The following is a 16891-nucleotide window of genomic DNA, read 5'->3' on the forward strand; positions in this document are numbered from 1 at the left end:
ATTTTTATTCATCGTCAAAAATTTAGTCAGTGCCCTTTCTAATTATCAAATGCTTATTTTAATTATTCGTGGCCATTAGTTTGCATCTGAAATCATATTTTATTTCTTGAAAAGGATGTTGAATATGATTTCAAAATTATTTTTAGTTACCTTGCTCTCTCTTCCATTCGCGGGTGTTTCTAACTCACAGGCCGCAAGCTGTAACCCTGCCATTGTTTCCAACCGCGAGTTGGGTTCTAGTCTTTCACCAGAAATGCTGGGGAACCTTTATGGGCGAGCGATGCTTAATATGGCCAAGATTGCGGTCCTGGAAAATTACGCAACATTTGAAGAAGCGGCCCGCGATATTGTCAGTAAGGCCCAGGGGAGAGTTTATGAGTCTTTAAAAAATAGGGCGAAGAATTTTAATTACTGGCAAAAAAATAACCGCATCAACAATGCCGACTTTGTTCTCGTTGCCTCTTTGATGGGGTTAGACCGGGCCGAGATGGGGGCTCTCTACTTGGCTTACCTTGCCGACAAGGGAGATCCTAGTTTTTCTTTTAGTGATGTGATTTATAAAATTATTTCTAAAAATGATAATTCTGTCCTGGTGACATCAGGTCAGTTAGACCAGGAATTAGCTCAGTTTCCCACTGCTTGTTTGCAGCAAAAAATTTCTAAAACTCAGCTGGTTAATTTAATTAATAAATTAAATATGGCCGTCTCTGAAAATCTAAATGATGTCAGCATTGATGGAGAGCTGGTGAGATATGCTCAAACGACACTAATGCGTGTTCCATCTTTAAAAGTGACTAAATTTAAATATAATCCATCTGAAGTCGAATCATTGCATGTCGGATTCAGGCTTCTTTCTGAAGTCGGCGGATCTTTTAATTCATACAGAAACTCGAATGCAGTCATTCACAGTGTTTCTAATATAGAGACGATTAAGCACTTTCATAAGTTTTATGGATTGTCTGATTTTGCTGTCTTAAATAAAAAAGAAAAAACACTGACCTTCTATGATGAGTCGGCGAGACTGCAAAGAAAAATAAATATCGACGTTGCATCAACTGATGACCGCATGAATGCGGGAGGCGCTGGTATCTATTACGGACTTATTGAAAAAGGAAATACTTATTATGCCAAGGCACTATCAGACAAAGGGATGAGAGAAGTTTTTAAAAGTAAACAAGCTCAAGGAATCCGAGTTCAGGGTCCTCTTTACATTCTACCTCAGGATGTGGGAGCTCACAAATTCAGAATTAAAAATAAGAGACTTGCTTTTAGTGGGTATCAATTTTATCGCAAAAGCCGAAATTTGAATTACTCGATTGATAGTGCAATTAAGTTCAAATTGGAGATCAGACATAGCTACAAATCTAAATTTGTCTCTGATTACATTAATACATTGGAGAGAGAGAAAACTCATCTAATGCAGGTTCTGAAAGTTGATAATGATGATTATAATATCCTGGCCGGTTTTGCGGTTGGAGTTCTTGCTCCTGAATCTGATTTTGGTAAAAACTGGAAGTATGTACTAAAAGAATTTTTGCCGGGGGCCGTTTCTCTGGCCAAAGGAAACGGGCTTGATACGAGTAAAAACAGTCGCGGACCGACTCAGCTAAAAGTTATACCAGAAGTGATCATGGAAGATTACGGCATCAGTAAAACCAATCTGACTGATCCGGAGAATGCAGCAGTCGCCACGATTGCTATTAGTGCGGATTTTTTAAAGCAATTGAGAAACTTAGGTGTGAACCACAAAGCAATTAATGAAGAGAATATTCAGACATATCTTTATTACCTGTACCAGGGAAAGCGAGTGCAGATCAAAGAAGCACTGGCCACACCAAATGATAATATTGCGATAAAGAAGATTGTAAGTGTCGTTAATGGACTAGAGTTTTTAGAATACTAAAATAAAAAGGGCCTCTTTCGAGGCCCTTTTCAAAGTTACATTTTAAGTGCTTTTTTTAGATTTTCATCAAGAGCATCAAGGAACTTCTCAGTTGTTAAATACTGATCAGCTGCTACTTTATCTCCATGAATACAAACCGCAAGGTCTTTAGTCATTTTTCCAGACTCAACAGTTTCAACACAAACTTTTTCCAGTGTTTCACAGAAGTGAACAAGTTGTGCGTTGTTATCTAATTTACCTCTGTGAGCAAGTCCTCTTGTCCACGCAAAGATAGAAGCGATTGGGTTAGTTGAAGTTGGCTTACCTTGTTGGTGCATTCTGTAGTGACGAGTAACAGTTCCGTGAGCTGCCTCAGCTTCCATTGTTTTTCCATCTGGAGTGACAAGAACTGAAGTCATAAGTCCAAGAGAACCGAAACCTTGAGCTACTGTATCTGACTGAACGTCACCGTCGTAGTTCTTACATGCCCAAACGAAGTTACCATTCCACTTTAGAGCAGAGGCAACCATATCGTCGATTAGTCTGTGTTCGTAGACGATTCCTAGGGACTCGAATTTCTTCTTGTAGTCTGCTTGGTAGATTTCTTCGAAGATATCTTTGAAGCGACCATCGTACTTCTTAAGAATTGTGTTCTTAGAAGAGAAGTATAGAGGCCATTTTTTAGAAAGGGCCATGTTGAAACATGAGTGAGCAAATCCTCTGATAGACTCATCTGTGTTGTACATAGATAGAGCTACACCTGGACCTTTGAAGTTATAAACTTCTTTTTCAATTTTTTCGCCGTTTGCTCCAACGAAAGAAATCGTAAGCTTTCCAGCTCCAGGAACAACGAAATCCGTTGCACGGTACTGGTCACCGAAAGCGTGACGACCGATCATGATTGGTGCTGTCCAGTTTGGAACTAGGCGAGGAACGTTTTTACAGATGATTGGTTCACGGAAAACAGTTCCATCAAGAATGTTTCTAATTGTACCGTTTGGTGATTTCCACATTTCTTTTAGGTTGAATTCTTTTACACGAGCTTCATCTGGAGTGATTGTCGCGCACTTGATACCAACGTTGTACTTTTTGATCGCTTCAGCAGCATCAACAGTTACCTGGTCATTAGTCGCATCTCTGTGTTCCATTCCAAGATCGTAGTACTTAATATCTACATCAATGTATGGAAGAATTAGTTTTTCTTTAATGAACTTCCAGATGATTCTGGTCATTTCATCGCCATCAAGCTCCACCACAGGGTTAGCTACTTTGATCTTTGTCATGCGCATATTCCTTACGTTTGTACGTTGCTAAAATTTAAGTTGATTCTATGGGAGAAAAGGGGGGATCGTCTATATTCAGCGCCGTGGGTTAAGCTGCATTTACCTTCATTTGTTGAAGATATTTTTGAGCTCTATCCAGAATGGGCTGATAGTTGGCCGTTTGGACGATGTAGTCATTGGCCCCGTTGAAGATCATGTCGCAAATTTCTTCTTCGTCGCCATTTTTAGATATAAATAAAATTGGTAATTCGGCCTTAGTTCTAGACTGTCTTACCATCGAAATGATTTCATGGGCCGGCATGTCGGCCATGTCTTCGTTACAGATAATCATATTGTGGTCGCGCTTGTGTTCAAGAAGGTGGAGTAGGTGAAAGCCACCAGTCGCAAATTCGACTTCAAAGTTGCCAAGCATGCGTAGCTTACCCGCGAGAATGTTTCTAAAATTAACATTCTCACTGGCCACTAGTATTTTAAAAGTCACAGCTTTGATGATTGCCATTTTTTATCCGTAATTTTTTACAGCTTTAGTTACTAACTTTTCGGCCTCTTTCATGGCCTTCTTCTTCTCTTCATCAGTTTGAACTGTTCCCTTGAATTTTGGTTCAAGGACGTATTGTTTGATGTAGGCTTCAGCTTTTTTCCCGTCTTCAGTCAGGCGAACTTTTTCCCACAACAGAGCGTCTCCTCCGTAAAGAGTTTTAGCGAAGAATTTAGTTACACCGCCCATTTCATTTATCTGGTTTTGAATACTCATCTTAATGGCCTTTTCACCAAAAGAAGGAGCATCAATTAAAAGCTTCACAACATTGTCTTTAATGGCATCCATGTTGGCCTTAAATCCAGGGCCACTCATGTCAGCGCCATCAACTAGTGCTGGCTTTAAGATTTTTTCCATTACGGTGTCTTTAATGCGAGAGCCTTCCGGAGTATTGAAGATTTCTTCAAAGTTTTCTTTCTTAAGCAGCACGTCTCTCAATTCCATTGGAACGTCTTTTTCAGAAATTCCAGCAAGAGAGTCCTTAACTGTTCCTCTTACGATGGCCTTTAGGAATTGATCTAAACCACCACTTTGGTAAAGGAAGTCTAGTAAGTCTTGTTTTGCCTTTTTTGTTTTAGCAACATCGTTTAAATCAACAGATAGATTTTTAATAATCCCATCAAGCGTGTGTTTGGCGTTTTCAGGGTTGTACTCGATGTAGTGAGACAGAAGAATTGCCAGCGGTTTTACCGATGAATCAATGTTCTGTTGCATTTGCTGTGTATAAGGCGAAGACGGAAGAAGGGCACTTAGACATGGAAGGAAAGTTGAGAACTCTCGCTTGATCATAAGGGTTGCTGCATCTTTTTGTTCTGTCGTCATCCAGTTGTTGATGTTGCTTCTTACGATGCTCATCCCGCGGTTGGTAAGCGCATCTGTACAAACGCTTAACTTAGCAGTTACCTGGGCCATTGGGTATTGTTTTAAGTCATCAAGACATTTGTTGTATTTAGCAATAGAGTCGTCAATGTCTGCTTTTTGAGCATTAAAATCTGCAGTCCCCAGCGCACCTTTAAGAAGAAAGTTAAGTTTCAGAGCACCAAGTTGTTTTGCAAAGTTGATGGCAAAGTTTTTTGTACATTCATCAAGGTGAGCAGAAAGAGCGTCACCAGCAAGGTCTTTATCCGCACAGGCCATGAATTCATCTTCAACCGGACGTAGGGCAGAAGGAGTCTTCGCTGCATTTAGCTGCACCTGAGTTTCCACGCGTCCATAGTTAACTACGATTGATTTCGTCGCTTCACGCTTTAAGCTGTCAACACACTTGTCTTGTTTTGTTTCTTTGGCCATACAAGACTGGAAGTTTGTCATCAGAGTTTTTCTGATCGTTGCGCGTTTTTCAGAAAGATCCATTCCCGGACGGTCTTTCAGGTAATCATTTAATGAAGTGTCGATCTGATCTTGTCCAACTAACATCGTTGTTGAAGAAGAAACCTTGTCAGAACATGTGTATAAGTTCTTGGTATAATCAGAGATTGAAAATTCTTTTCCGTCTTTTGTTCCAAGACAGTCGCCAAGCGCTTTTTTGAATTGGTTTTCAACTGTTTTTTTATCAGCATCGCGGCCGGCGTACATATTTCCAACACTCTTGTTGAATTGAGTTTCCCCAAAAAAGAAGGCGATCTTTTTAACAGACCCCTTAATACAAGAGTTGACCTGATCCATGACCACGCCAGTTGTTTTTTTGTCGATACACTCGTTGTTTGATTTCGTCAGGTTTGAAATAAAAGTATCAACCTGAGCTTTAGTTAAACCAAGAGCGGATAGACCACCGGACTTTGCAAGATACCCGTAAACTTCTTTTGAGAAGCTGGTGCTTGAAATTTGTTTTGCTGCTTTAATTGTAAGAGAGTTGCTACATTTTTCAAGCTCGTCGTCCTCTGGAGAGTCGCCGATACATTTAGAGAATTCACCTTGAACCAGGTTTTTAACCAGCGCGTCTGCTTCGGCGTTAGTTAAGTTTCCTTTGGCCGTATCTCTGATCTGGTGGTCGGCAACTTTCATCGCCACAGTACGGGTTAATTTACCAGTACAGCTTCCCAGTCTCTTATTTAAGTCAGGAGCTTCTGAAATATTATCAGGCAGAGTTTTATCAAGACATTTTGCCAGATCACTTACTGATGATTTGTTTAAGTCACTTTTCCCCGGCATACCTGCAGGGATGGCCTCGTTAAGTTTAATCGTCGCTACATTTTGTGAAAAGGTAAGAATGGTTTTTCTTAAACAGTTCTCGCGCGCACTTGGTGTTTGCTGATTGCTCCAGCACTTATCTAAAAGAGCAACACCTTCATTTCCAACTTTAATTGACATGGCCTTATCGCTCTTAAGCGAGGTTTTTGCCGTATTTTTTAAAGTTGCACTTACAACTTTATAAGTTACTTCGTTCGTGATTGCATTTTCACAAGGAGAGATATCCAGCATCCCGTCGTCTCTGGCCCCTTTTTTCTTTTGAGCTTCAGCACAAGTTTTAAACTGAGCACTCTTATCGCTTGCCAGTTTTCTTACCTCTGCTGCACTCATCGCATCTTTGACGGCCGGAGTGTTCGAAATTTTATCTTCAACTAAAAGTGATCCAGTGCTTTGAACCAGGTTATCAATACAGCCCATGAACTGGTCTGTATAAGTCACTTTGCTGGTAATGTTGCTGCCAACTTTGTCTACACATGAATCGAAATTGATCCACACAGTTTTTTTAATCAAGTTGCCGTTGGCCTTAGAAGAGGCCTTTTCTCTAATTGTTTTAGTCAGCGAGATGTCTGTAACTTTAGAGACACCTGTCTTCATACTCGAGAGCGCACAGTTTTTTACATCTGTTGCAGTCGACTTGGTTTTAACAATACAAGACTTATAAAGATCGGCCTGGCTTTTATTGAAAGGAGTTCGTTCAATGGCAGGAAGGGCAGAGTTAAGGCTTGCACGTGAAAGTTCATACACGATCCCAATACCAGCACTAGGTACTAAGCTTGCCGAAAGAGCATCAATACAATGACTGGCATCGTACTGTGAGTTTAATGACGTCGAGATACAGTCATTAAAAGGTTCAGTCATCTTGTTAACCCATAACTGACGTCTGGCCGGGTCAGTGACTCCTTCTTTCTCTAGAATTTTATCAGCGAATTTTCCAATCAGGTTGTTACCTAAGTAGCCATAAAAACCAATGAGGTTTTGATCAGAAACAGGGTTTAGGTGTTTTTTGATTCCGGCCTGGACTGTACTTTTTACAAAAGCATCCAATTCTCCCGCCTTTGGGTAATAGCTTGCGAGATCACTCTTATAAGGCGCAATTTTTTCTGTAACTTTCTTTTCAATATTAATGTTGAACAGATCGGCCGCACCGGCCGCCATTTTAGACTTCATCGTTTGTGAAAATGAAGACGGGCGTTCATAGTTTGTAGGAGTAATTAACGCAATTGAATCAAGCTCCGCAGAAAATGACTCAAATGACAACCCAGTCAGCACAATTACGAGTAAATTTTTCATGACCTGTTCCTAAACATAGTTCCTAGTGGTTTAACGGCAAAAATTGACGCGATCTTTAAAAGAATCGGGGTCGTTATGCGACTAATTTTCTTTCACGGACTGTAAAAAACTGGCAGCTGAGTGAAAAAGTCGACTATAAAGACTAAATAGTGTTACTAGAGAGACATTAATTGTCGGGTATCCGACACACTTCACAAAAGGGGTTTTAATGAAGGCATTTTTAAAATTATCAATGTTAGCGATGCTTGCTGTACTTGCTAGCTGCGGTGGCGGCGGCGGAGGCGGCGGTGGTGGACACTCGACTTACGGGACGTACTACTCACCAAACATCCTTGCGAGTGAGTTCGTAAACTCACTTAACTCAGTAGATGGAACTTATTCATCTCACGTTGAACTTTACACAAACGAAACTCTTAGATCTCAAGTTCCAGGACAAGAAGACTGGTTCGTAATCTGGGATGCAAAATACAGCGAATATAAAGCTGTGTCCCTTCAGTATATCCGTTCAATCGTTTACTACGATTACTATGCTAACAACAGAGCTGTAGCTTCTGAGTTCAGATCTATTGAAAGAGGGGATATCCTTTCTGGTAACCTAGACGGTGACTATTATGGAAATGATTACGAAGTAGTAGACAGACTTTCATCTGGATACTTCGAAGGAAGAAACTCTGGATACCTATATGAAGACGAAGCAACTTCAACAGACGTTTCTCTTCTTGCTAAAGAACAAGAGCAAAAGAAATTCTTCGACAAAGCTGCAAAAGTATCTCTTGTTTACAACGTAAGCATCGAGACATCTATGTCGATGGTGACGTTAGGATCAAAGATCGAAAAAATGCTAACGCGAGCTAACGGAGAGCTTACTCAAGAAGACCAAGCCGCTCTTCTTGGAGACATCAAAACTCTTACAGGTGTAAGCCTTGAAGAACTACAAAAAGCGGGAGAAAACTCTGTAGCTAAAGAAGAAGTTCTTGCTAAGGTTGCTGCTAAGATTGGAACTTCTGCTCAAAACCTAGAGCAAAAATTCCTTCCAGAAGTTTTTGGTATCACGCTTTAATTAGTTCGAAAGAGTCTTAATTAATAAAACGGGCCCGCTTCACAGCGGGCCTTTTTTTTGCCCAAAATCCACAAAACCCGACCAAATTGGTGTCATAAAGAAACTAAACTATCATCGTTGGTGTCAGCTTGATTCCGAAAAAATCTGCAAAAATCTTAAATACTTACAAGTTGAGTGAAAAGATCGACTATTTTTTTTACCCCTGTTACAAATCGAATATGTCGAATTAATCAACCGACATTTCCTGAGGGGGGAATTAATTATGAAATCGCTTTTTAAACTATCCATGCTCGCACTTTTAGTAACTTTAGCTAGCTGTTCAGGCGGCGGCGGTGGCGGAGGAGGCGGTGGAACATATACACCTCCATCAACAGGCGGTGGTGGATCAACTCCAACATCTACATATGGACAGTATTCTTCAGCTAATATTATAGCTTCAGAATTCGTTTCATCACTTAACTCAGTAGATAGCACTTACTCTTCAAGAGTGGAGCTTTATACAAACGAAACACTAAGATCACAGCAAGCGGGCCAGGACGACTGGTTTGTTATCTGGGATGCTAAATTCCAGGAATATAAAGCCGTCTCACTACAATATGTTCGTTCAATCGTTTATTACGACTACTACTCTAATAACAGAGCCGTGGCTTCTGAATTCAGAAAGATCGAAACTGGTGATGTGACTGCTGGTAACCTGAACGGTGATTACTACGGTAACGACTACGAAGTAGTAGACAGACTTTCTTCTGGTTACTACGAAGGAAGACAATCTGGCTATCTATATGAAGATGAAGTTGGATCAACTGACGTATCTTTAATGGCCAAAGAACAAGAACAACAAAAATTCTTCGCGAAAGCATCAAAAGTGTCTTTCGTATACAATGTAAGCTTAGAGACTTCTATGTCGATGGTTACTCTAGGATCAAAAATCGAGAAAATGCTTTCACGTGCTAACGGTGAGTTAACTCAAGAAGATCAACTTGCACTTCTTGGGGATATGAAAACACTTACTGGAGTAAGTCTTGAAGAGATCCAAAAGGCAACTCAATCAACAGAAGCTAAAGAAGACGTAATCGCCAAAATCGCTGAAAAACTGGGAACAAGCGCTTCAAACCTAGAGCAAAGAGTTCTTCCAGAAGTTTTCGGTATCACTCTTTAATCAACTCTTAGACTTAACCGTCTAAGTCCTTGAGGCCCCCGCAGGATATGCGGGGGCTTTTCTTTTTGTGGCCGTAAAAATTACCACCCATCTTCACTGGCCACACGGGCAGAGGTAGAACCATGCGAGATTTATTTAACTCCTTGGGGGATGTATGTTTAAAAGTGTCGTTGCTTTTTTAGCTTTGGCCGTGATCTCTACAGCTCATGCTTCATACCATGTAGCTTCTTATAATACTGAAAATCTTGATCCTAATAAACCAACGCGCGTGATGGTGGTTGGTAACGGCGATGACCTGGGACTTCTCTTTGAAGAAGTGGCAAAGGCCAAGGCCGTTAAATACACTGAGAATTATCCACAAGACCAGATTGCTTTGATTGCCATTAACGAAAAAGAAATGGGGAGCGAATGGAATTTAAAACGTTACGGTTTTAAGATTGAAAGAAATGACAGCTCAACTCTTGATGGAAAAGAATTTATTAAGGAAGTTTCAAAATTTAAGAAAATTCTTTCTCTGGATATCTTTAGCCACAGCTCTGCTCAATTCGGGATTCACCTGGATGGAAGAGCGAACCGCTTAAACATTACAACAAAAGGTCTTGAATCCTTAAAGCCGAATTTCATGAAAGATGCTTTTGCTTATCTTCATGGTTGTAATTCAGGATTTAACCTGGCTCCATTTTTATCAAACATCTGGGGGATTCCAGTTGCAGGATCGATGACATCGACAAACTTCCAAAGACTGCATTCAGATGGAAACTTCTATCTTTCAGAAGAAGGGTATGCACCAAACTCTGACTGGGCAAAAACAAACGCTCTTTCATATGATAAAGAAGTTGAATGTAAAACTGGAACATGCCAAAGACTTAAGCCAGACAACACACCTTATGTTGGTTTCTGGGGAGCGTACAGAGCTGGAGGACTTCCTTTCTACAAGTTCTTTTGTGTGAAAAATTCAGAAGCTGACTGTCAGAGAGTGATGGCAAAATCAATGTTGTCTCACACGCTGACAATCAATCTTAAGAAGAACAGCTCGCTTGCTGAGTATAAAAAAGCAGTCTTTGATTTCCTTTGCCCGGTAAGCTCGAAAAAAGACTTAAGAGGTGAGTGTGAAGCAAAACTTGATGAAGCTCTAGTGACAGGGGATATGACGTACAACCCATTTTCTCGCCCGCAAGTAGAATGTAACTTTAAAGAGTGTAAGGTTGAGATCGATTGTGAGAAGGTTCTTTTCACTGGAGTTCCAAAACCAGGAACGTGTGAGCTTAAAAACAACACGCCAGCTCCGGCAACAACTCTGGTTCGCGAGTACAAAGCTTACCTGGCGGCCTTTCCAAGCCTTTCTAAATAAACGAACAGCAAAAATACAGGTGTCTAAACTATAGACACCTGTCCCTAAAATTATCCGGTCCTAATCTCTTGATTTAATAAAGCGCTACAATACCCATTATTTGGATCATTTCTTGCTTTTAGGACCATACTATGAAAACAAAATTTAATAGGCTAATGAGTTTTTGCGTCCTTTTTACGTCTTTTGTTTACGTGCAAGCGTATGCAGGAGAGTCCTTCATTCCTCTGCAAAAGGGATTGAGGATGGCCAGTGACGATTTAATTTATAACGATCAAGTTTTATCCAGCCGCGAAGCGGATATCTTAGGAAATTCTCAGAAAGTGGATTTATCGCTCTTAAATCCGCGACCTAATGATCTTTGGGACAGCTCTGTCACTAGTGTCGATGACCAAAGCGAAATCGCTATCCGCGATAACGATGTCCTTTCATATGAAGGTTCTATTCTTTCTAATACCGGCCTTTACCGCTTTAACGCGATTCCGACTAATGGGAATAAGGTTTACACCATCCATTTAGATAAAACTCTGCACACGATGCTGATGAGAAAAAATCTTCTTCGCGCTCTGGGATATAAAATCCCGGCGATGAAGTACTTAAGAAAAGTGACTATCCAGTTTAATTCAAAAGCGGCGATGGAAAGTTTCCTAAAAAGAGAAATCCCAGAAGCCACTCTTGGAGCAGCTGACAGATGGGCCGCTACAGATTTAGTAAAAGCTGATCAATTGACAGTAACTTTAAAAGACGTTGCTGTGACTGAACCCAATGAATACGATTTTTATAACGTATCGATGGGGATCCCAACTCAAACAATCAACAGCCGTTCTTTAAGAGCACTGGTTATCCCTTATTCACTTGTTGACCTGTATGAAAGTGTGAACAAGTTCAGTTGGGTTGACGGAAAGATTGATAACAAGTCTGTTATCCTTTCGCATTTTACGGCAAACGATTTTGCGACAACTGTAGATGATGCTGTGTGGATGTTAAACCGTTTAAATAAACTGACTCGCGCCGATTTCCAGAAGATTGTTGCTGATGCTCAGTTCCCAAAAGAAGTAGAGCTGGTTCTTGTTGAAAAACTCATTTCAAGAAGAAACTCACTTAATAAGCTCTTCTCTTTGAAGACGGCAGAAATTGCTTTTAATGCCAAGATCACAATGGGCTCAGCATTAAGAGAAGGTAAAATCGTTCAGAAGGAGTACCCTGATTATGCTTCTCGTTTTGCTTATGGAGACGCTGAGTCTCCGCTTGAGCAGATGAGATTTTTTCTTTACTCAAAAATTCAAAGTAACATCATTGATAACCTGGTTAATAAGTTAAACGGAGAAATGTCGATCTTTGACTTAGGTGAAAAGAGAACAGAATACTTCCAGAAACAATTTAAGGAAGGTCTGGATCACTTCGTAGAAACAGGTGAGCTTCTTCCAATTAAAGTTGGTTCTTGGTACAGCCCGGTGGTTGACGTTAATTTACTTCTTTCAAGAGATATCATCCTGGGGAATTACCTGGGGACGGATAACTTAGTTCAGCTTGCCGATACATTTGGAGCAAGTGCAGACGTCGGTATGTTTGCCGGAATTGAAGGTCTTGGTTACGACCTGGCCGGAAGTGCAAAAGCTTCTGTATCGCTGGTGCGTTCATATTCACATCTAAAACCAGTCAGGAATCTAAAAGAGAGTTTAAAAGAGCCATACAAAAATATGTTTGTGGGACTTTTGAAACGTTCATTAAAAGAAAAGTTCTTTTCACTGTCAGAGTTGCAAAAACTTGGAGAAAAGGCAGATGAAACCGGCTCAGCTAAAGATGAACAGAAAAAACGCATTGAAGAAATGTTTGCAGAAATTGACAAGAACCTGGATGTTGGTGAATCACTTATCATCACTGACCGATTAGTTCCTTCCGCAAGCGTGCGCTTGAACTTTAACCAAGGTCTAATTGGAGCAGGGATTGGAGTTTCTGGAAGTGTTTCTGTTTTAAAACGTATTCACTTGTACAAAAAGAGTCCTAAGGTTCTTCAGATTTATGATGACTCAGGATTCGTAAGAAACGTCGACATCAGCTTTACTGTGAGCAGCTATGTAAACTGGCTTAAGGTAAGTGCTAAGCTTGATAAAGGACACTATAACGTTAACTCGTACATGGTTAACCTCTCAACTGACTTATCAGAAAACCCAAATCTGTTCTCAAATGCACTGGGGGTTTATAACGTTCTAAAGAATAAAGACTTTGAACTTCTTGATAAGAACAACCCGCCGGTAAAACTGGACGTGCAGTTTAAAGACAGAACAAGAAGTTTATCTCTTCTTTTCTGGAGAATGAAATCTTTGACAGGAAAGACGTACTACGACTTAAAAGCAAAAGACGGCGTGGAAGGGACTTATTACAGTTTAGAAAAAGACTTCTTAACAGGTCTTAACCCGGAAGCTTTCTCAAAGCAGTTATTGAATTACTACCTGGCTAAGGAAGAAGTAGAAGACGTAAGAATCACAGAAGACGGAAATCGCAACCCGGGAGAGAGCTTCTTTGGGCGCTCGCACACGCAAAAGCTTCGTTATGAAGCAAGTCTTGATACTAACAAACGTTTTGCCCAGAAATTCTTGTCTCTTTCTGATGTCAAACAAGGTTGGGGAATGAGCGAGAAGAAAGTCAGAAAGTTTATGACGAACGTAAACGAGAAATTTCAGTACCCACTTTTTGATATCGGTCAGATCGATTTCAAAAAACTTCGCCTGTTTAATGTCGGTTACCACATGAACCTTTACAATAAAGGGATCGAGCGACTGCACTCAATTAAAGAGTCAGACATACTGCCTTTAGAAGTAAAGTACAAAAAAGAAAGATGGTGCTCTGAAGACGATAACAGAAAGAGAAGTGCTGTGTGTGGAGACCTTTGGTCACTTAAGAGTGTTATTAAAAAATGCCCAAAATCGAAAAACGATGAGGTGATGGCAGATTGTAGCGTAGAGCTTTTTGAAAAGATGATGGATGACTTGGACTTCAACGACTTTAAGAAACTTATTGGTGTAGACAATATGTACATCTACGGAACTATCGATGGTTTCAGAGAGAAGTCTGAAGTGTTGAACGACACTTTATACTCAAATACAATTGGTAAAATCGGCAGCAAGCAGTGGAACGGACCACTTGATGTCGTAAAGGATTTATTAGGACTTTCTGGCGGAGAATTCAGCGGTGGCTGGATTCGCGAAGGACTATAGGTGGTTGTCATGAAAAAGATTATTTTTACAACTCTTGTTCTTCAAAGTTTAACCGCAATGGCCACAACCAACGACCCGCTTTATAACAAACAATGGGCATTGGAAAATAGCGGTCAGGTTATTTTAAAAAACATCTCAGACCTGGAGCGTGTACAGGTAAAAGGTCTTCCTGGAGTGGACATCAATTGGGTAGACACTAAAGAGGAAAAAACTGAAAAGAAAGAATTAATCGTTGCCGTTTTAGATAGTGGGCTGGACTTGGAACACCCGGATTTAAAAGAGCGTATCTGGTACAATGAAAAACTCTGTGCTGGAGCAACAAACGCGGCCAACCGCCCTTGTTATGGTTACAACTATCTTGATAACAACACAATTCTTACGGACGATGTAGGTCACGGGACACACGTCGCAGGTTTGATCGCGGCCAATAGAAACAATGCTACCGGGATCGCCGGAGCGGCCGATTCACGTATAAAGATCATGCCTTTAAAAGTTATCAACAGTTCAGTTAACGGGTTTGTGTATAACGGAAAAGTTATTACCGATGTTATTGCTGATGCCATGACATTTGCAGTAAAAAATGGTGCTGAAGTTATTAACTTATCTTTAGGGTGGCCAAAGCTGGTTGATCTGGCAAAAGTTCGTCAGGCCTTCGACTACGCTGAACAAAATAACGTGATCGTTATTGCGGCTTCAGGAAACAACAATAAAGATCTTCCGACATTTCCATGTAGTTACGAAAACGTTATCTGCGTTGGTGCTATCGATAACCGTGGCGACTTGACAGATTTCACGAACCATGGATCAAAAGTCGACGTAGTAGCTCCAGGTGAATCAATCATAAGTACTTACCCGCGCGCTCTGGAGTCGCGTGTTCTTCGTATCAAAAACTATGAAGCAAAACGTGGATCGAGCCAGGCCGCTCCTTATGTGACAGCGGCACTTGCAAACTTAAAACTTCTTCACCCTGGTTTAACTAACGATCAGGTGAGAAGCCTGCTTTTTAGAAGCGTAAAGAAACTGGCAAAAGAATCATCTTCTCGTTTCGTGAAGTTTGGCTCTCTTGATATGAAGGCCCTGCTTGAACTTGCCGCGAAAGAAGAGGAAAAAGCTTTCGTTAACCCTTTAATGAAAGGACTGACAGAAGTTAAGTTCAATGCTGGAGATAGAAGATTTGCTTTTAATCTTGAATTAAAGAATCTTTCAAACATCGATTACAAAGGACTGGTGTGCCTGCGTTCAGGATCAAAGGCCATTGAGCTAGATCAAAACTGTGTTAGCGTAGAAAATATCCAGGCAAAAAAATCTTTGAGTCTTCCGGTGAGCGGATTGATTCAAGACATGAGCGGGGACTCTCACATTCTTTTCACTGTGCAGATTGATGATCGCACTTACACAACAAGTTTAGTTTTTAGCCGCAATCTAAATAACGATGCAGCTTTAATCGCTCACTCTCTTGGTCAGGCAAGTTTTGATGACATGGCCGTTATCAGTGGAGACAGACGCCTTTCAAGAATGACCCGCGTTTTTGATAAACACAGACAAACTGCTTTCCCTGAGTATTTTTACCAGGAAAAACTAAAACAAACTGAAAACGCTTCAATTGTGTCTCTGTTAACGAATGAAGGCGGAAAGTTTACTGTGAAAAAGATCACCCTTCCAAAAGTAAACAAGGTGCTTTCAATCCACCGTCAAGACATCAACATGGACGGCAAGCTGGATTATTTCATCTACACACTCTCAAACAAGAAAGATGAACTTCAGTTCTACATTCTTGATGAAAAACTAAATCCGTTGTTTAAAGAAAACTCGACATGGTCGATGACACTTTCAACATTTGAAGGTCTGCCGATTGATGGAGGTATGGAGAAGTTTGAGTGGATTAAGGTGAAGAACCCGACACTTGGAAATATTCTGGTTCCTTCAATTTACCGCTCATACACAATGCCGGAAGCAGATAACTCAAAACAGATCTCTGATCGCGTGATCGGAGCGATGTCTCACCAGTTCTATCTGAATCCAAAAGTGACAGATAAAAAAGTAGAGATCGAGCTTCGCGTAGTGGACTCAGTGAAAATGATGGCGGCCCTTCGCAAAGAGATGGGCATCCTTGGAACATTTGATACGAAGTCAGTTTACTTACTAAAACCATTCCCACAGACGATGGAAGAGTCGAGAAATGGTGTGATCAGGTCACTGATTGTTGTAGACGAAGATGGTATCGGTCAGCTTCACCAGGCGACGATCTCGCTTGAAGGGAATAACTTCTCTAAGCTTTCGAGTTTATCGACGGAAAAAGCAGTTGATCAGTCGCTGATTTACCCAATCATCGATTCGAAAAACGGAAACGTGACTGACGAAGCGATTTTTACAACTTTACTCAATAGAGCAACGGCTGAGTTTTTAGTTAAAAACGATCACGAGATCGGATCGATTCAGCATTTAAACGAAGATTGGGAAAACCCAGTGATCGCTCTAACGGCCACTTTTGCTGAAAATGGCGCTAAAACTTATTTAGTAGAAAGTCGCTCGAGCCTTACAGTGCTGCGTGACAACGGCAAAAAAGCGTCACTTCCGATCTACCGTGACTCAAGTTTTCCGGGCCAGAGCTTCTCAGAAACGATCACTCCGATCCTCTCGGAAGGCCGTCCTGGGGTTTATATTAACTCAACTCTGATCTACGGTGAGCGCCTGTATAGTATGGTAGATACTGAGAATAACGGGTTTATTAGGCCACTTTCACTATCGATCGGGATCCCGAATGGGTGTGTGCCTCTGCTTCCAGAAACCCTGGCAGATAAGACCCAGTACAATTACGTATTCTTGTGCACAAGCCCATCTAAGGAAATCACTCTCAAATTCCTTCCAATGTCGCACCTTTAGTGTTAAATTTCCCAGTCTAAAAACATACTCGTCCTGGCCC

Annotated in this window: 9 protein-coding genes; 6 read left to right on the plus strand and 3 right to left on the minus strand. The window is 40.9% G+C overall.

Features of this window, described 5'->3' with window-relative positions; genetic code table 11:
• The first annotated feature begins 124 nt into the window (after positions 1–124).
• On the plus strand, positions 125–1903 hold the full coding sequence (locus ACN20O_RS11515) for a hypothetical protein (protein ID WP_491634075.1): 1779 nt from the start codon (positions 125–127) through the stop codon (positions 1901–1903).
• A gap of 35 nt (positions 1904–1938) precedes the next feature.
• Here the strand turns inward: ACN20O_RS11515 and ACN20O_RS11520 are convergent, their stop codons facing one another.
• From ACN20O_RS11520 to ACN20O_RS11530, 3 genes are all read right to left on the minus strand, one after another.
• Positions 1939–3165 (minus strand): isocitrate dehydrogenase (NADP(+)), encoded by a 1227-nt coding sequence (locus ACN20O_RS11520; RefSeq protein WP_491634076.1) that lies wholly within the window; start codon positions 3163–3165, stop codon positions 1939–1941.
• An 88-nt stretch (positions 3166–3253) separates the two neighbouring features.
• The gene (locus ACN20O_RS11525) at positions 3254–3664 is read right to left on the minus strand and encodes a response regulator (protein ID WP_491634077.1); all 411 of its coding nucleotides are present in this window, start codon (positions 3662–3664) and stop codon (positions 3254–3256) included.
• Positions 3665–3667: 3 nt separating this feature from the next.
• Positions 3668–7183, minus strand: a complete 3516-nt coding sequence (locus ACN20O_RS11530) for a hypothetical protein (RefSeq protein WP_491634078.1) — start codon at positions 7181–7183, stop codon at positions 3668–3670.
• A 208-nt stretch (positions 7184–7391) separates the two neighbouring features.
• On the opposite strand from ACN20O_RS11530, the gene ACN20O_RS11535 reads away from it, so the two are divergent.
• The 5 genes from ACN20O_RS11535 (at position 7392) to ACN20O_RS11555 (ending at position 16851) form a co-directional block, all read left to right on the plus strand.
• Entirely contained in the window at positions 7392–8243 is an 852-nt protein-coding gene (locus tag ACN20O_RS11535) for a hypothetical protein (RefSeq protein WP_491634079.1), read from the plus strand.
• Between the two features lie 262 nt (positions 8244–8505).
• Positions 8506–9402 (plus strand): hypothetical protein, encoded by an 897-nt coding sequence (locus ACN20O_RS11540; protein WP_491634080.1) that lies wholly within the window; start codon positions 8506–8508, stop codon positions 9400–9402.
• 154 nt (positions 9403–9556) lie between these two features.
• Positions 9557–10753, plus strand: a complete 1197-nt coding sequence (locus ACN20O_RS11545; protein WP_491634081.1) for a hypothetical protein — start codon at positions 9557–9559, stop codon at positions 10751–10753.
• Between the two features lie 131 nt (positions 10754–10884).
• Positions 10885–13968: an SNARE domain-containing protein gene (locus ACN20O_RS11550; protein ID WP_491634082.1), complete on the plus strand. Its 3084-nt coding sequence runs from the start codon at positions 10885–10887 to the stop codon at positions 13966–13968.
• A gap of 9 nt (positions 13969–13977) precedes the next feature.
• Positions 13978–16851, plus strand: a complete 2874-nt coding sequence (locus ACN20O_RS11555) for a S8 family peptidase (protein ID WP_491634083.1) — start codon at positions 13978–13980, stop codon at positions 16849–16851.
• The last annotated feature ends 40 nt before the right edge of the window (positions 16852–16891 follow it).

Source organism: Bacteriovorax sp. As-1 (assembly GCF_058446905.1).